The organism is Mesorhizobium sp. USDA 4132 (genome assembly GCF_056279545.1).
This window is the reverse complement of the sequence record NZ_JBWCCP010000001.1, coordinates 2,612,626-2,629,138: the sequence shown is the minus strand read 5'-3', so window position 1 is coordinate 2,629,138 and position 16,513 is coordinate 2,612,626. Positions and strand designations below refer to the sequence as shown.

Genomic DNA, 16,513 nt, shown 5'->3' with positions numbered 1-16,513 from the left:
CTGATTGCGTTTCCGGAAGAGCTGATCTTGTCTTCAATTCAGGGCAGGCGGTAGACGAGCTTGGCATTATCGCGAAAGATCTGCGCGCGCTCCGTCGGCGACAGCGGCACTTTGAAGGCGTAGCGAGGGTCGTCGAAATCCCAGTGGGGATAATCGGTCGAAAACATCAGCCGGTCGGTGCCGACCCAGCGCAGCGTGTCGAGCAGGTGGCGGTTGTTTTCCGGTTCCTCGATCGGCTGAGTGGTGAACCAGACATTCTCGCGGATATATTCGGACGGCGGCCGCTTCACATGCGGTACCTCGGAGCGCATCCGTTCCCACTGCTTGTCGAGCCGCCAGGCGAGGGGTGCCGCCCAGGCGAAGCCGCCTTCGACGACGACCAGTTTCAGCTTTGGGAAGCGTTCGAAGACGCCCTCGAAGACCATGCTGGTGACGACGCTCTGCAGGCTGTGCGAGAAGGCGTAGTGTTCCTCGATATAGAAGTCCAGCCAGCCGGCGCCGCTATTGGTGTGCTGCCCATAGGCTGCGGAATGCATGCCGATCGGCATGTCATAATGTTCGGCAGCCTCGTAGATCGGCCAGTAGCGGCGACGTCCCGCCGGCTCGATGGTGCGCGGCGGAATGGCGATCTGGGCAAAACTCCGGTCGCCGATGCGCGCCTCGATTTCCGCAAGCGCCGCCGGCACGTCTTCCTGGGTGACGGAGATCGAGGCTTTGAGGCGCGGGTCCGGGCCTGTCCATTTGTCGAGCTGCCAGTCGTTGACGGCGGCGCACATGGCAGCGCCGAGTTCCTGGTTCAGCGTCGAGGAGCCGGCCGCCAAGGGTTGCAGGATGCCGTATTCGATGCCGAGCGGGTCGAGCAGTTGCTCCTGCAGATAGGCAAGGTCCGAGGCCGGCGGTCCGCCGTTCGGCGGCCAGGCGTCGCGGCGCATGCCATTGCCGGGCGTCATGCGTGGGTAAGGCAGGGTGCCGACCACCGGGTTGGCACTGCGCTGGCCGTAATCGGCCAGATGGTCGCGCCAGCGGACGGGCAGGAATTTCGCAAGTTCCGCAGGCGAGCCGAAGGCCGGGTGGATATCGCAATCGACGATCCCGAGCTTGGCGTCTGCTTTGGTGTCCTTGTCCAGAACGGCATGGTCCATGGCTTAGTCCTCCAGTCGCGGATAGGTGGCGAGCGCATTGTCCCGAACCAGCCGGTCGATCAGGCGTTCCGGGAAACCGGCGGGGATCGCAGCATCGCCTTCGAATTGCGCATGCGGATAGTCGGTCGAGAAGAGCAGCATGTCGTCGCAATCGAGATGTTCGATGATGCGTTCCAGCTCGGCAGGGTCGCGCGGCGCGTCGAAGGGCTGCGTCGTCATGCGGATCTGGCGCCGAACGAGGGCCGACGGTGGCTCCTTGACCCAGGGGATCTCGATGCGGGCGCCGCGCCAGTCCTTGCTCATCCGCCACATCTGGCCGGGCAGCCAGGAGACGCCGGATTCGATCAGCACGATCTTCATGTCGGGAAACTTGCCGAGCACGCCTTCGGAAACGAAACTGCCGACCTGGGCTGCAAAACCCTGGACCTGATGGACGTAATCCTCGGCGAGATAGGAAAGGAAACCGCTCTGGCTCGGCGCATGCCGATAGGCGCTGCCGGCATGTACGCCGAGCGCAAAACCGTGGCGCTGTGCGGCCTCGTAGACCGGCCAGTAGATGCGGCGGCCGAGCGGCATCTCGCCCATGCAGAGGGTCAGCACCTGCACGAAACGCTTGTCATCGGCGAAGCGCTCGATTTCCTCGACGGCAGCTTCCGGGTTCTGCATCGGCAGGACGAGCGAGGCGCGCAGGCGCGGGTCGCGGTCGAGCCATTCCGCCTTCAGCCAGTCGTTGGTGGCGCGGCAGACGGCGGTCGCGAGATAGGGATCGTAGATCGCGTGCACGGCAGTGACGCAGTTGAGGATCGCGTATTTGAGACCGTAGGGATCGAGCAGGTTTTTCCGCAGCTTTTCGACGCCCTTGCCCTCCGTCGCCTTCCAGTCCTCCCGGAAGAACGGCTTGGTGCGGGTCGGGAAATTGGTGAGCTCGAGACGGTCGACATCGCGCGTCGTGACGATCTCGCGCCAGTAATCGTCGAAATAGGGAAGAAGATCCTCGCGCCCCGGCGCGTCCGGATGAACGTCACAATCGATCGCGCCCAATTGCGAAAGCACAGGGCGCTGCTGGGTCACAGCAGTATCCACCGCTCAAAACCTCCCTTGTCTGTCGGTCCGGCCGCTCGTTTCGCGGCGGACCTGAACCTCACTCCCGGGCGGCGCGTCGACAGGCGACGGCCAACCTCGCATCAGCGATGCGTTTCCTCGATTTGGGAGGGTAAGCGGCACGGGGAGCCAAGAGAATATGCTTTTTCATCGTAGCGGCTTTCTCGATTCGAGAAAGCCAAAGGCCTTCCAGTTTTTCTTCCCAGGCAAAAGTGGCGCGCTCAAGCGGCGCGGTCGCCGATCACCAGAGCCGTGTGCATATGGATACGCAGCCATTCCATCAGCGCGCGCACGGTTGGTTTGCGCGCCTGGGTCTGGGGGATGAGTGCCTTCAGCCAGAGCTCCGCCACGGGAAAGTCGGGCAGCAATTCGATCAGCTTGCCGCTCCGGATCGATTCCTCCGCCACGTAATTCGCCACCATGGCGACGCCACGGCCCCGGAGCGCCAGGTCGTGCAGGATCTGGGTGTCGTTGGCGCTGAAGGCGGAGCGCACCTCGACGTCGATCGGGCCGCCGGGGCTCAGGAACGACCAGGTCGAGCCGGTCGCGTGGAAGGTAAGGCAGATATGATCGACGAGGTCGCGCGGATGTTTCGGCAGGCCGCGGTTTTCGAGATAGTCGGGAGCCGCGCAGAGTTTTCGCGGGTAGGGACAGAGCGGCTCGTCGATGACATTCGAATAGGAGGCGGGCAGGGCACCGAGAGCGATATCGTATCCCTCTTCCGCCGGATTGACCGAACGGTCGACCAGCGCAAGGTCCATGGTGACGTTCGGGTTCTCCTGCTGGAAGTCGCTGAGGATGCGGGCGAGGAAGGCGATCGTCACCGTCGTCGGCGCCTTTATCCTCAAATGTCCCTCGATCCGCTGAGCGACCGCGGCCGCTCCGCTGATGGCATCGTCGATCTCCTTGACCAGCGATTGGTAGCGGGGGAGGTAGCGTTCGCCGACCTCCGTCAGGATAATCTGGCGGGTCGAGCGGATGAAGAGTTTCACCCGCATCTGGTCTTCCAGCCGGCTGACGCGTTTCGTCACGACCGAGGGTGCGACGCCGAGATGACGGCCCGCCGCCGAAAAGCTGCCGGACCGGGCAACCGCCAGAAACGTGCGGATATTGATAAGCGTATCCAATGTCTTAGGTCTCCCATGCCGCTCTGCCGAGCGGCCCTCCGCGTAAACGGTAGCACAATTCATCTTTCTATTTTCGAGAAAAGTGAATGTAAAAAAATGGTGCTTTTCCCCTGCACGGGAAAAGGTCAATCTAACAGAAGAGGGAATTCCGGTGCCGGGTGGCATCGCCGCGACCGGCAGGGAGAGCCGGCGCAGATTGGAATTCAGAAAAGGGAGTTTGCAGTTGGCCAAGGCCAATCCTGTCCGAACCGAAGGCCTGAATGCTCCGCATCATGCGGTGCTTATCAGGGACCTTGTCAATTGCAGGGCCTGCGCCAGATCGTTTCCGGAACGCCGGTGAGCGGTCGGGACTGAGCAGCTGTTCGGGAAAGCGCCGCCGCTTGCGGTGAAAAGGGAGATCGCGGTCGGTGGCCGCAGAAATTTTGAGCGTCGAGTGCCGGGATCGGGTCCCGGGCGCGATGATCGATCGTCGGTTCCAGGGAGGAGAGACACGTGACGACAAACACATCCATGACTTCGATCATTCAGAAGGCTTCGGCCATTCAAAAATGGTCGCGCCGGGTTTTCATGGCGGCCGCGGGCAGCCTTGCCATCTCGGCAGCGGCCGGCCTGCCTGCCTTCGCACAGGATGCCGAGTGGCAGAAGGTGATCGACGCGGGCAAGAAGGAGGGTTCGCTCGTCCTCTATACCGCGCTCGTCGGCCAGCCGAGCACCAAGCAGATCGCCGAGGCCTTCACCAAGCAATACGGTATTTCCGTCGAGGTGCTTGAAGCCCGCGCCTCCGAGATCCGCGAACGCGTCCGTGTCGAGCAGGCCGCAGGGAGGTTTGCCGCCGACGTGATGTTCACCAGCGAAGGGCAGACCATGCTCTACGACAAGGAGGACAAGTCCGTCGATCCGCTGCCGGTGACCCCGAATTCGCAGAAGATCGGCGACAAGTTCAAGCTCAAGGTGCCGATGGCCTCGGTCATGACCATTCCCTACGGGATCATGATCAATACCGGCCTCGTGAAGCCGGCCGACGAGCCGAAGAGCTGGAAAGACATTGCCGATCCCAAATGGCAGGGCAAGATCCTGTCCGACGATCCGCGCGCGATCGGTGCCGGTTACCTCTGGTTCTTCTCGACCTATGACAAGATCGGCGAAGACTATGTGAAGAAGGTCGCGAACCAGAAGCTCGTCTTCACCCGCGACCAGCGCGAATCGCAGCGCCGCACCGCACGCGGTGAATATTCGATCTACATGCCGGTCATCATGACCGACTTCTCGGATCTGAAGGGACTGCCGGTCAAGTTCATCATTCCCGAGGAGGGCGTTCCTTACGTTCTTTACGGCAACGTCATGCTCAAGAAGGCTCCGCACCCGAACGCCGCCAAGCTCTATCTCGATTTCATGCAGGGCCCGGTCGTGCAGAAAATCTACGCGAGCCTCGGCTACGGTCCTGTCCTTCCCGGCATGACCGAAGGCCTGCCGGCGGACGTCAAGGCGATTTCCGAAGCCAAGCTCTACGGCACGACGGACACGACCCGCCAGAACGAGATGCTCGCCAAGTCCAAGGACATCTTCAAGTAAGCCTCCCAGGCCGCTGCCGGTCCGATGTTCGGGCCGGCGGTGCCGTTTTTCATACCCGGAGCCGTGAGGATCCCATGACGATTATCCACAATCGCCCCCTAGACGACATCGCCGAAACTGCGCCGACGATTGCCGGCAATGCTTTCACGCGCGCCTTTTCGGGCGGATCGCTGTGGCGTCTGATCGGCATGCTGGTGCTGATCCTGATCCTTGGCTTCCTGACGATCTATCCGCTCGCTATGCTGCTTTATGGCAGCCTGCATTCCACCCCGCCCGGCATGGCCGGGGAGTTCAATCTGAACGGCTACCGCTCGATCATGACCACCCAGAACCTCATCGTTCTGGCCAACACGATCGGTATTTCGCTTGCGAAAACCATACCGTCGCTGACGATCGCCGTGTTTCTCGCCTGGATCGTCGCGCGCACCGACACGCCGTTCCGCGGCACGCTGGAAGTGCTGATCACGCTGCCGTTCTTCATTCCGCCGATCCTGACCGCGATGGCCTGGGGCATGCTGGCCAACCCGCAGGTGGGCGTCATCAACATGGTCTGGCGCTGGGCAACCGGGGCGACCGATCCGCTCGTCAACATCTATTCCTATGGCGGCGTCATCTGGCACATGTGCCAGTATTCGATCCCGTTCCTGTTCCTGTTCATGGTCGATGCCTTCCGGGCAATGGACCCGTCGCTCGAGGAATCGAGCCGCATGTGCGGCGCCTCGCGCTGGACGACTTTTCGCAAGATCACGCTGCTCCTGATGCTGCCGGTGCTGACCAGCTCCTTCATGCTGAGCTTCATCAAGGGCATCGAGACTTTCGAGTCGGCGCTGTTCTTCGGTCTGCCCGCAGGCATCAAGGTGATCACCACCGACATCTACGAGTCGATCAACCACCGCGCGACGCCCGACTACCAGTACGCGACGTCGCTTTCCTTCGCGATCATGGGGCTGATGTTCCTGCTCGTCATCTGGCAGTGGTGGATGCTGCACGGCAAGAGTTTCCAGACCGTCACGGGCAAGGGGTTTCGCCCGAGCGTCATGGAACTCGGCCCCTGGCGCTGGGTCACCTTCGCCTTCTGTGTGCTGTTCTTCTTCATCACGGTGGTGCTGCCGATCGGGCAGCTGATGCTCGGCTCGTTCTTCCGCTTCTTCGGCTTCTACACCTACGACATGCTGACGCTGGAGCACTACAGGGCCGTTTTCGCCAACAGCGAATTCTGGCGGGCGGTCCGCAATACGATGGTGCTCGGCCTGCTCGGCGCCACCGCGACCATGGCGCTCGGTGCGATCGTCGCCTACATCTCGGTGCGCACCCGCTGGCGCGGCCGTAACCTGATCGACAGCATGGCCTGGCTTCCGTGGATGATGCCGGGCATGGTGCTCGGCGTCGGGTTCCTCTGGGCATTTGCGATGCTGCCGGGACCGATCCCGATCTATGGCACCATCTGGGCGCTGCTGCTGGCCTATATCGCGCTCGGCACGCCGGTTTCGGTACGGGTGATGACCGGCGCCTATCACCAGCTTTCCTACGACCTGGAAGAATGTTCGCGGGTTCACGGCGCGAGCTGGTTCCAGACCATGTGGCGGATCATGGTGGCGCTTGCCTGGCCAGCCTTCGCCGTCGGCTGGGTACTGACTTTCTTCGGCATCATGCGCGAACTGTCGGCCTCGATTCTTCTCTATTCGGTGGGGTCGGAAACGCTGGCGGTCGTGCTGATGAAACTGTGGGCCAACGGCAATGCCGAACAGGTAAGCGTCATTGGCCTGATGATGATGCTCCTGGTCATCGTGTTCCGCTGGGTGCAGCTCAGTTTTATCAAATCGCGCATCAGCAAGCTTTAGGCTCCAGGCCCGGCGGCTGCGGCCGCCGGCTAATTTTTGGTTGTCGTTTAAGCGGATTCTGGCATCCGCTCCGAAAGGAAGAGAAATATGGCTTCGGTGACGCTCGAAAACGTGAGCCGCATGTATGGCGCGATAACTGCCGTGGACAACGTGAACCTGAAGATCAAGAGCGGCGAATTCGTCACGCTGCTCGGGCCGTCGGGCTGCGGCAAGACGACGACGCTGCGCATGGTGGCCGGCCTTGAGAAAAATACCGGCGGCCGCATCGCGATCGGCGATAATGTCGTGTCGGATTCGGAGAAGGGCTATTTCGTACCCTCCGAACGCCGCCGCCTGGGCATGGTCTTCCAGTCCTACGCGATCTGGCCGCATATGACGGTGTTCGACAACGTCGCCTATCCGCTGCGCATCCGCCGCCGTCCCGACACGGAAGTCCGGGATCGCGTCATGAACGCGCTGCGCCTCGTCGAGATGGAGCAATATGCCGAACGTCCGTCGCCGGCACTATCCGGCGGCCAGCAGCAGCGCGTCGCGATCGCCCGTGCGCTGGTGTTCGAGCCGGAAGTGCTGCTGCTCGATGAGCCGCTCTCCAACCTTGATGCGCGCCTGCGCACCCAGATGGGCGACGATTTCCGCGCCCTCCAGCAGCGCCTGAAGATCACCGCGCTTTACGTCACCCACGACCAGGCGGAAGCCATGGCGCTGTCCGACCGGGTCGTCGTCATGCATGGCGGCAAGATCCTGCAGGTCGGTGCGCCGGAGGAAATCTACCGCCGGCCGGAAAACCGCCAGGTGGCCGCCTTCTTCGGAACACCCAATCTCCTGAACGCGACGGTCAAGGACTGCCGCCCGAATGGCGGGCAATATTACAAGCTCTCGGTCGAAGGCCAGGGCTGGTCCGGCGACTGTCATGCGGCAACAGAAATGCCGAAGGGTGCGGATGTCACCGTCATGGTTCGCCCCGAAAACCTGCATGTCCGCGATGCGGGCCAGGTGAACGGCGATCTTTCGTGGTCCGGCGAGGTTTCGCAGGCGATCTTCCGCGGCTCGCACCGCTCGATCATGGTCAAGACCCCGGCGCAGACCCTGCATGTCGAGGCCTCGTCGCTTTCCCATGTCGATATCGGCCGCCCGGTCACGGTCGCCGCACCCGTGGAGGCTGCCTGGGCGGTGCGGAACTGATCGTTCCGGGGGCAGGCGAAATATGGAAAACTTGCGTTTTGTCGCAGATATTCAATATTGAAGCGATGTTCCGGTCGTCCCCTTCTCGTCCGGCGCGATCCGCATTTCGATATGGCGCAGGTGAGGCCCAAGCATGACCACAGGCACCCGAACTCAGAATCCTCCCGGGCCTGAGAAGCAGGAGACCCGCCAGCAGCACGTGATCGACAAGCTAAGGACCTGGGCGAGCGACGGCACGATCGATCCGCGCAAGAAACTGTCCGAATCCGGGCTTGCCGAGGCGCTCGGCGTGTCGCGCACCCCGATCCGGCATGCGCTGGCCGTGCTCGTCGAAGAGGGCGTCCTGCAGCGCGTCGGCGCCCGCGGTTATCGTGTCCGGGCCTACAAGGTTGCCGACGTGGTCGAGGCGATCGAACTGCGCTCGATGATCGAGGGTTATGCGGCCAAGAAGATCGCCAGCGAAGGCCCGTCACCGACGCTGGTGGCGGAGCTCAAGGATTGCCTGCGCGAAGGTGACGACATCTTCGAGAACGGCGGCATCGACGATCCGGTCAACGAGGAACGTTATGCGGCGATGAACCTGCGTTTCCACACGCTGATCATCGAAGCCGGAGGCGGAAACCTGCTGCACCAACTCACCAGCCTTTTCGACCGGGTGCCGTTCGGCGCACCGGATTCGATCCGCTTCGACAACATCACCCGCAAGGAGCGGGCGCAGCATCTTCACTACGCGCACTGGCAGCACCATCACATGGTCTCGGCGCTGATCGCCCGCGACGGCGCCCGCGCCGAAAGCCTTTTTCGCGAGCATGGAGAAGGCGTGAAAATCAGCCTCGGCATCAGCAAGGGGCTTTTTGCGATCGACGGTTCGCGCATCCTGCCGATCTTCGACCTCGACAGTCCGGCGGGCCATATCAACGGCCTGATCCAAGACGAAAGCGAAGGCTAGGAACGCTTGCGGGCGCCGAAATAATTCCGCTTGGGATCCCAAAATGCCGATTTTGTTCGCGGATGGCGGCAATCCGGATCAAGTTTGTTTTTCTGCGCTGCACCAAATATCACCATATATTATGCAAACAGCGTAATTCTAATGGGCTGCCACGGCACTTTTGGCGACGAGGCCGGAATCTGGTATTGTATCCCAAAAATGATTGCTCTATGAATTGCTTCGACCGGGAGGAGGCCTCGATTTCCGCCAAGCCGTCGAGGCGAGGTTCGAGAACCGGGCTGTTGGGAGGAGATGGCGGGAGGAGACCGCTGACCCTCAATTGCATGAGACATCTTGAGACAATGCATATCGTATCCCGAACCGGCTTTGCCGGCGGGGCGGCGTGCAGGAGAGCAACCGAGGGAAGGTTAAGAAAATGCCGAAGAATCTGACCCAGATCCTGAAAGAAAAGGGCAATACTGTCGAGATGCTGCGCAATTCGCGCATCGGCATGTATATCTATCCGGTCGTCGCACCGGAATTTTCGAACTGGCGCACCGAGCAGATGGCCTGGCGCCATTCGGCGGTCCTGTTCGACCAGTCGCATCACATGGACGAACTGATCGTCGAAGGCCCGGACGCGTCCAGGTTCCTGGAAAGCCTGGCGATCAACAGCTTTGCCAATTTCGGCGTCGATCGCGCCAAGCATTACGTTCCGGTGACGCCTGCCGGACACGTCATCGGCGACATGATCATCTTCCGCGAGCGTGATGACAAGTTCGTGCTCGTCGGTCGTGCGCCGACCGCCAACTGGCTGCGCTACAACGCTTCGCTCGGCAAGCACGACGTCAAGCTTACCCACGACCCGCGTTCGCCGTCGCGCCCGGACGGCAAGGAAGTCAATCGCGTTCACTACCGCTTCCAGATCCAGGGTCCGGACGCTCCGAAGATCTTTGAAAAGATGAATGGCGGCCCGATTCCCGACATCAAGTTCTTCCATGTCGACTGGATCAATATCGGCTCCAAGAAGGTCCAGGCCCTGCGCCACGGCATGGCCGGCGCTCCCGGCCTCGAAGTCTGGGGTCCCTATGCCGAAAAGGACGAAGTCCGCGAGATCATCGTCAAGGCCGCCAAGGATGCGGGCGTCGACCTCTACTTGGTCGGGGCGCGCGCCTATTCTACCAACACGCTGGAATCCGGCTGGATTCCGTCGCCGCTGCCGGGCATCTACACCGGCGCCGAACTGCAGGGTTATCGCGACTGGTTGACGGAAGACAGCTATGAAGCGACCGGCTCGATCGGCGGCAGCCTCGTCTCCGACAACATAGAAGACTACTACGTCAACCCGTACGAACTCGGTTACGGCATCTACATCAAGTTCGACCACGACTTCGTCGGCCGCGAGGCGCTGGAAAAGATGAAGGGTCAGCCGCAGCGCAAGAAGGTCACCTTCGAGTGGAACGCGGAAGACGTGATGAAGGTCATCGCCTCGAACTTCGTCCCCGGCGGTGAGGCCTACAAGTGGATCGACCTGCCGCAGCCGAACTACGCATCTTCGAGCGCCGACAGGATCATGCATGGCGACAAGGTCGTCGGCATGTCGATGTTCAACGGCTACAGCTATAACGAACGCTGCATGCTGTCGCTCGGCGTCGTTGATGCGGATGTCCAGGAAGGCGATGTGCTGACACTGATCTGGGGCGAGCCGAACGGCGGCACGGGCAAGACCTCGATCGAAAAGGGCCACAAGCAGGCCGAGATCCGCGTCCGGGTCTCGCCGACCCCCTATGCGGCCGAAGCCCGCGAAAACTATGCCGAAAGCTGGCGCACCAAGAAGGTCTGATCGTCCTCCCAGGATATGACATGAGAACGGCGCCTCCGGGCGCCGTTTTTCGTTTTGGGGGTCGCTTAGGATGCGCCGCCGCTGTGATGCTGACGGGGAGAACTTAGAACTCCCTCATTCCTGTGCTTGTCACAGGAATCCAGCCACCGCGCGTCTGCGCGGTGAAGAGAGTCCTTTGCGCTCAAAGACTTGAGCGCGCTGGATCCCTGTGACAAGCACAGGGATGAGGAGAGCAACGGCATCGTCTCTCACCCCTGATCCCCCATCTTCCCCGGATTCATGATCCCCTTCGGGTCCAGCGCGGCCTTGATCTTCTTCATCACATCCACCGCCTTGCCGTGTTCCTTGCGCATGAATTTCAGCTTGGCAATGCCGATACCGTGTTCGCCGCTCGCCGTGCCGCCGACGGCGAGCGCCCGTTCGACGACGCGGTCGGCCATCTCGTCGGCCTCCTTGAGATGCTCCGGATTGTTTGGATCGATCAGGTAGGCGGTGTGGAAATTGCCGTCGCCGACATGGCCGATGATCTGGCCCTTGAGCGACGAGGCGTCGATGTCGGCGCGTGCGGCCACGATGCTTTCGGCAAGCCGCGAGATCGGCACGCAGATATCGCCGGTATAAAGATCGTAGCCCGGAATGATCGCCTTGGTCGCCCAGTAGAGATCGTGGCGGGCCTGCCAGAGTTTGGCGCGCTCGTCGGCATCCGCGGTCCAGCGGAAGGAGATCGCGTCATGGCCCTTGGTGATCTCCTCGACCAGCTGCGCCTGTTCCTTCACCCAGGCCTCGGTGCCGTGGAACTCGAAAAACAGGGTGGGGGCGACCGGCAGGCCGAGCTTCGAATAACTGTTGGTCGAGGCGATCGCCACCTCGTCCAGGAATTCGACGCGGGCGACCGGGATGCCGTATTGCACCGCCTCGATCACCGCCTCGACGGCATTGGCGACCGTCGGGAAGGCGCAGATGGCGGACGAAACGGCCTCCGGGATCGGATGCAGGCGGACGGTGAGTTCGGTGATGACGCCGAGCGTGCCTTCCGAGCCGACGAAGAGATGCGTCAGGTCGTAGCCCGACGAGGATTTTCTGGCCCGCGAGCCGGTCTGGATCGCTTCGCCGTCGGGTGTCACCACCCGGAGAGCCAGCACGTTTTCGCGCATCGTGCCGTAGCGGACCGAAGTGGTGCCACTGCCGCGGGTCGACGCCATGCCGCCGATCGAGGCGTCCGCGCCCGGATCGACCGAGAACATCAGACCGGTTTCGCGCAAGTCGACATTGAGCTGCTTGCGGGTGACGCCGGGCTGGACGACGGCCAGCAGGTCTTCCGGCCGGATCTCGAGGATCCTGTTCATCTCGCGGGTATCGAGTGAAATGCCGCCGCGGATCGGGATCGTATGGCCTTCCATCGAGGACCCCGCGCCGAAGGGCACGACCGGTACGCCATGCGCAGCACAGGCAGAAACGATCGCCCGGACCTCTTCTTCGGTGCGCGGAAATACGACAGCATCGGGCAGGTGAGGGGCAAGCCGCGACGTATCGTGGCTGTGATGTTCGCGAACGGAGGTCGATGTTACCAGCCTGTCGCCAAGCAAGCCCTTGAGTTGCGCAATCGCCTTGCTGACCGGCGTAACGAGATCATCCATGTGTTTTTCCTCCCCAATGTCCTGATGATGATTTGGATATCCGTGTCCCGGCTCAATCCGGGCGTGCCGACCAAGAGCGATCGGGTCGAGCTTCCGAGAAGAGCCGGCGTTCCGCTACACGGGTTTGAACGCCTACGCCGCATCCCAATCGATCGGCCGACGGATCCTCGCGGCCGAACGTTTTCTCCCGTAGACCCGATCTCCCGGTTCCACTCCGCCGCCGCATTCCATCCTCCATGTATGCATGGCAGGCGCGTCGCGACATTCTAGACGGTTTGAAGCCGGGTTAAAGAGCCTGCGGGAAAAATCTCAGGCAGCCTGAGTTTTTGTATCCCAAAAGGAAATGGATGCTTGTCGTTCCGGCCCGGATGTGTTGAAATTCGGATGCTCGGGTAGGGGATGTCAGGAGGAGGACGTCACCTTGGGAGACCGGGCGTGGGAGAAAATCAGTGTATACACGACTGTTCAGCACAGTTGCGGCTGCCGTGGACACGGCAGGTTTGGTTTCGGCCGCGGAGATGGCGCAGCCTGATCTCCGCAGGTCCTTTGACGCATCGCTGGCAGGCGGGCTTTCCGCATCCGGCAGTTGCGTCCCTTCACGGAATTTCCGACGACCTCGTCAGTCCGCCAGCGAGCTAAGTCTCCACGCGGATTGACAGCGATATTCGCCGGCCGGAACGGGAAGGGAGCCCTCCGGTCTCTGATCTCAAAGGGAGGAGAAATACATGAAACTGAAGGCATTGCTCGCTTCGGCCTGCCTCGCGGCACTGGCCGCGTCCGCGCCGACCACTGCTGCTCAGGCCGCTGACGTCGAATTGACGCTGTCGCACTGGGTGCCCGCCACTCATGCGCTGCAGCCGGGTGGCATGGAAATCTGGGCGAAATCGATCAGCGACGCATCCAACGGCCGCATCAAGATCACCATCTATCCGGCCTCGCAGCTCGGAGCGGCTGCGGACCATTACGACATGGCGCGAGACGGCATCGTCGACATCGGCTTCATCAATCCGGGCTATCAGCCGGGCCGTTTCCCGATCATCGCGGCGGGCGAAATCCCGTTCCTGATCTCGAACGCCAAGGGCGGCTCGCGGGCGCTGGACGAGTGGTATATGCAATATGCCGCCAAGGAGATGAAGGACGTCCAGTTCTGCATGGCGATCGTTCATGATCCGGGCACGCTGCATGGGACCAAGGGGCCGATCGAGGTTCCGGCCGATCTCAAGGGCAAGAACATCCGCCCGGCGCATGCCACCATGGCACGGCTGGTCAATTCGCTGGGCGCGGCCTCCGTTCAGGTGCCGGCCGGCGACATGCGCGAACTGATCTCCAAGGGCGCTGCCGACATGACGGCATCGCCGTGGAACTCGATCTACACATTCGGCCTGCAGGACGTCACCAAGCATCACCTCGACCTACCCTTCTATGTGACGACCTTCGCTTTCGTGATGAACAAGGCCAAGATCGACAGCCTGTCGCCTGCCGATCGCAAGGTGATCAACGACCACTGCACGCCGGATTGGGCGGAGAAGATGGCGTCCAAATGGGCGGATGCGGAAGCCGCCGGCCGCCAGAAGATGATCGATGCCGGCGGCCACACCATGTACAAGCCGACGCCTGACGAGGTCGGCCTCTGGAAGAAGGCGACGGCCTCGCTGCAGGGCGAATGGGAAGCCTCTGCCACCAAGGCGGGCGTCGATGCAAAGGCTGCCTGGGCAAGCCTCGGCGAGACGCTGAAGAAGTACAATGCCGACGTGAAGTGAGGATTTCTTAAGCGTCGAACCGGGCGGGCGCTTCGGCGTCCGCCCTTCCTGCCATCCGAATTTCGAGCTCAGACATGACCCGATATCTCGAACGCTTCACCGAAGCAGTCGATATGATCGCCGGCCTCCTCTTGGGGCTGTGCACGATCCTGATCGTCGTCTCCACGATCGGGCGCTATATCTTTTCCTGGGCGGTCCCCGACAGTTTCGACCTGTCCCGTTACCTGATCGGCGCCTGCATGATGTGGGGTTTTGCCTCGATCGGTTATCGCGGCGGCCATATCGCCGTCGATCTGCTCTATGAGCCGCTCGGATCGAAGGGGCGCCGGGTCCTCGATTTTATCGCCTGGAGCACGCTGCTCGCCTTCACGGCCATGCTCGCGTATATGATGTTTTTCCGCCTGACGAGCGCCTACAACAGCAATGAAACCACCTTCGATCTGCGGATACCGGTCTGGCCGCTGATCGGCCTGATCTGGCTCGGTTGCGCCTCGGCCGTCATCACCACCGCCGTTGTGCCCTTCCTTCGCCGCAAGGCCGAGGAACCCAATCCGCTCGAGGGGCATGGCGTATGAACACCGCTGATCTCGTTGCCATTGGCGGCTTTGTCGCCATGTTCGTCTTGATGGGGCTGCGCGTGCCGCTCGGCGTCTCGATGGGTCTTGTCGGGGTCTTCGGGTTTGCGGCGATGCGCGGCCTCTCGCCGGCGCTCAATCTTCTGACCACCTCGCCGATCCGGGTCATCACCGACTTCAACCTGACGCTGGTGCCATTCTTCATCCTGATGGGCGTCTTCGCCACCAATTCCGGCATGTCCCGGGAGCTGTTCAGGACCGGCAATGCCTGGCTCGGACAGTTCCGCGGCGGGCTGGCGCTCTCGACGATCGCGGCCTGCGCCGGGTTTGCGGCGATCTGCGGCAGTTCGATTGCGACCGCCGCCACCATGACCCGCGTGGCTCTTCCGGAAATGCGCAAGGCCGGTTATGCCGACGCCACCTCCACCGGCGTCATCGCCGCCGGTGGCACGCTCGGCATTCTCATCCCGCCCTCGGTGATGATGGTCGTCTACGCGTTCCTGACCGAGACGGATGTCGGGCAGCTGCTGATGGCCGGCGTCGTGCCCGGCATCCTCGCGACGCTGATGTATATGGCCACCGTGCTGATCGCCCATGGCAAGCGCCTGCCGCCCGGCACGAAGTTCGATCTGAGGGAAGCGCTCACCTCGCTGCGGGACGTCTGGGCGGTGCTGGTCCTGTTCCTCGCCGTCATTGGCGTCATCTATCTCGGCGTCGCGACGGCGACGGAAGCGGCGGCGGTCGGGGCGATGCTGACGATGATCATCGGCATCCTGCGTGGCCGGCTGGGCTTCAAGCTGATCATGCAGAGCCTCGTCGAGTCACTGCGCACCTCCGTGTCGCTGTTCAGCGTGCTGATCGGCGCCATCCTGTTCGGCTATTTCCTGGCGATCACCCAGTCGCCGCAGAAGCTGACGGCCTTCCTGGTCGGTATGGATCTCGGCCCCTACGGCACGCTGACGCTGATCCTGGTGATCTTTTTCATCGCCGGCGCTCTCATGGACGAGATGGCGATGATCATCCTGCTGGTGCCCATCGTCTTCCCGGTGATCACCCATCTTGGTTTCGACCCGATCTGGTTCGGCGTCATCATCGTGGTCTCCTGCGAACTCGGGATGATCACCCCGCCGGTTGGGATCAACGTCTTCGTCATCAACTCGATCGCCAAGGACGTGAAGATCACCACGATCTATGGAGGGGTGATGCCGTTCATCCTGACGGACATCATCCGGCTCATCCTGCTCGTTCTCTTCCCGGCGATCGCGCTGTGGCTGCCGACGACGATGCGCTAGGAGGATAGGATGCAGGCTCCGGGTCTGAGACGACTTTGCGAAATCCGCGCCGAACTCGGCGCACCGATCGAAAACGGAGGCGGTCCAGGCGGCCGCTGGCGGATCATCCCGATCATCGGCGGCGTGGTCGAGGGGGAGCGCCTTTCCGGGCGCATCCTCAATCTCGGCGCGGACTGGCAGAGCGTCTATGACGCCGGTTATGCGGAGCTCGATACCCGTTACGTCATCGAAACCCATGACGGGGCGATGATCGACATCCGCAATTTCGGTTTCCGGCATGGGTCCCCGGAGGTTCTGGCGAGATTGGCGGCCGGCGAGACGGTCGATCCGGCGCTGTATTACATGCGCACCACGCCGCGCCTGCAGACCGGCGATCCGCGCTATGCCTGGCTGAACCATACGATATTCATCGGCACCGGCGAGCGTCTGGCAAGTGCCGTGCGCATCAGCGTTTTCGAAGTGCTCTGATCCACCAGTCCACCGAGAAATGGAAAGGCCGCCGGATCATGAACC

General features: G+C 62.0%; 13 protein-coding genes. 9 read left to right on the top strand and 4 right to left on the bottom strand.

Annotated features, from left to right (window positions below; genetic code table 11):
- Positions 1-38: 38 nt before the first annotated feature.
- The 3 genes from ACZ9IU_RS13410 to ACZ9IU_RS13400 form a co-directional block, all read right to left on the bottom strand.
- Positions 39-1,142 (bottom strand): amidohydrolase family protein, encoded by a 1,104-nt coding sequence (locus tag ACZ9IU_RS13410; RefSeq protein ID WP_038543678.1) that lies wholly within the window; start codon positions 1,140-1,142, stop codon positions 39-41.
- A 3-nt stretch (positions 1,143-1,145) separates the two neighbouring features.
- Complete coding sequence (locus ACZ9IU_RS13405) at positions 1,146-2,225, bottom strand: amidohydrolase family protein (protein WP_080719171.1); 1,080 nt, start codon at positions 2,223-2,225, stop codon at positions 1,146-1,148.
- Positions 2,226-2,464: 239 nt separating this feature from the next.
- Positions 2,465-3,370 (bottom strand): LysR family transcriptional regulator, encoded by a 906-nt coding sequence (locus tag ACZ9IU_RS13400; RefSeq protein ID WP_038543676.1) that lies wholly within the window; start codon positions 3,368-3,370, stop codon positions 2,465-2,467.
- A gap of 492 nt (positions 3,371-3,862) precedes the next feature.
- Between ACZ9IU_RS13400 and ACZ9IU_RS13395 the strand changes: the two genes are divergently transcribed.
- The 5 genes from ACZ9IU_RS13395 (at position 3,863) to ligM (ending at position 10,736) form a co-directional block, all read left to right on the top strand.
- Positions 3,863-4,942, top strand: coding sequence for an ABC transporter substrate-binding protein (locus ACZ9IU_RS13395; RefSeq protein WP_157885143.1), 1,080 nt, complete (start codon positions 3,863-3,865; stop codon positions 4,940-4,942).
- A 74-nt stretch (positions 4,943-5,016) separates the two neighbouring features.
- Positions 5,017-6,783 carry an ABC transporter permease gene (locus ACZ9IU_RS13390; RefSeq protein ID WP_244447503.1) on the top strand — a complete coding sequence of 589 codons (1,767 nt, stop codon included), beginning with the start codon at positions 5,017-5,019 and terminating at the stop codon, positions 6,781-6,783.
- Between the two features lie 87 nt (positions 6,784-6,870).
- Complete coding sequence (locus ACZ9IU_RS13385; RefSeq protein WP_038543675.1) at positions 6,871-7,965, top strand: ABC transporter ATP-binding protein; 1,095 nt, start codon at positions 6,871-6,873, stop codon at positions 7,963-7,965.
- A 133-nt stretch (positions 7,966-8,098) separates the two neighbouring features.
- Complete coding sequence (locus tag ACZ9IU_RS13380; protein ID WP_080719170.1) at positions 8,099-8,914, top strand: GntR family transcriptional regulator; 816 nt, start codon at positions 8,099-8,101, stop codon at positions 8,912-8,914.
- Positions 8,915-9,329: 415 nt separating this feature from the next.
- Positions 9,330-10,736 carry a vanillate/3-O-methylgallate O-demethylase gene (ligM, locus tag ACZ9IU_RS13375; protein ID WP_038543673.1) on the top strand — a complete coding sequence of 469 codons (1,407 nt, stop codon included), beginning with the start codon at positions 9,330-9,332 and terminating at the stop codon, positions 10,734-10,736.
- A gap of 248 nt (positions 10,737-10,984) precedes the next feature.
- Here ligM and ACZ9IU_RS13370 read toward each other — a convergent pair whose 3' ends face one another.
- Positions 10,985-12,373 (bottom strand): FAD-binding oxidoreductase, encoded by a 1,389-nt coding sequence (locus ACZ9IU_RS13370; RefSeq protein WP_051899744.1) that lies wholly within the window; start codon positions 12,371-12,373, stop codon positions 10,985-10,987.
- A 725-nt stretch (positions 12,374-13,098) separates the two neighbouring features.
- Between ACZ9IU_RS13370 and ACZ9IU_RS13365 the strand changes: the two genes are divergently transcribed.
- From ACZ9IU_RS13365 to ACZ9IU_RS13350, 4 genes are all read left to right on the top strand, one after another.
- Positions 13,099-14,133 (top strand): TRAP transporter substrate-binding protein, encoded by a 1,035-nt coding sequence (locus ACZ9IU_RS13365; protein ID WP_038543671.1) that lies wholly within the window; start codon positions 13,099-13,101, stop codon positions 14,131-14,133.
- A gap of 74 nt (positions 14,134-14,207) precedes the next feature.
- The gene (locus ACZ9IU_RS13360) at positions 14,208-14,708 is read left to right on the top strand and encodes a TRAP transporter small permease (protein ID WP_038543668.1); all 501 of its coding nucleotides are present in this window, start codon (positions 14,208-14,210) and stop codon (positions 14,706-14,708) included.
- Positions 14,705-16,000 carry a TRAP transporter large permease gene (locus ACZ9IU_RS13355; RefSeq protein WP_038543666.1) on the top strand — a complete coding sequence of 432 codons (1,296 nt, stop codon included), beginning with the start codon at positions 14,705-14,707 and terminating at the stop codon, positions 15,998-16,000. Before ACZ9IU_RS13360 ends, ACZ9IU_RS13355 begins: the two co-directional genes overlap by 4 nt.
- A gap of 9 nt (positions 16,001-16,009) precedes the next feature.
- Positions 16,010-16,468 (top strand): DUF3237 domain-containing protein, encoded by a 459-nt coding sequence (locus ACZ9IU_RS13350; protein WP_038543664.1) that lies wholly within the window; start codon positions 16,010-16,012, stop codon positions 16,466-16,468.
- Positions 16,469-16,513: the final 45 nt, after the last annotated feature.

Bases quoted from the DNA above. Each gene is read 5' to 3' on its own strand.
- ACZ9IU_RS13370 (WP_051899744.1), bottom strand. From the start codon at position 12,373: ATGGATGATCTCGTTACGCCGGTCAGCAAGGCGATTGCGCAACTCAAG.
- ACZ9IU_RS13410 (WP_038543678.1), bottom strand. From the start codon at position 1,142: ATGGACCATGCCGTTCTGGACAAGGACACCAAAGCAGACGCCAAGCTC.
- ACZ9IU_RS13365 (WP_038543671.1), top strand. From the start codon at position 13,099: ATGAAACTGAAGGCATTGCTCGCTTCGGCCTGCCTCGCGGCACTGGCC.
- ligM (WP_038543673.1), top strand. From the start codon at position 9,330: ATGCCGAAGAATCTGACCCAGATCCTGAAAGAAAAGGGCAATACTGTC.
- ACZ9IU_RS13360 (WP_038543668.1), top strand. From the start codon at position 14,208: ATGACCCGATATCTCGAACGCTTCACCGAAGCAGTCGATATGATCGCC.
- ACZ9IU_RS13355 (WP_038543666.1), top strand. From the start codon at position 14,705: ATGAACACCGCTGATCTCGTTGCCATTGGCGGCTTTGTCGCCATGTTC.
- ACZ9IU_RS13385 (WP_038543675.1), top strand. From the start codon at position 6,871: ATGGCTTCGGTGACGCTCGAAAACGTGAGCCGCATGTATGGCGCGATA.
- ACZ9IU_RS13390 (WP_244447503.1), top strand. From the start codon at position 5,017: ATGACGATTATCCACAATCGCCCCCTAGACGACATCGCCGAAACTGCG.
- ACZ9IU_RS13350 (WP_038543664.1), top strand. From the start codon at position 16,010: ATGCAGGCTCCGGGTCTGAGACGACTTTGCGAAATCCGCGCCGAACTC.
- ACZ9IU_RS13380 (WP_080719170.1), top strand. From the start codon at position 8,099: ATGACCACAGGCACCCGAACTCAGAATCCTCCCGGGCCTGAGAAGCAG.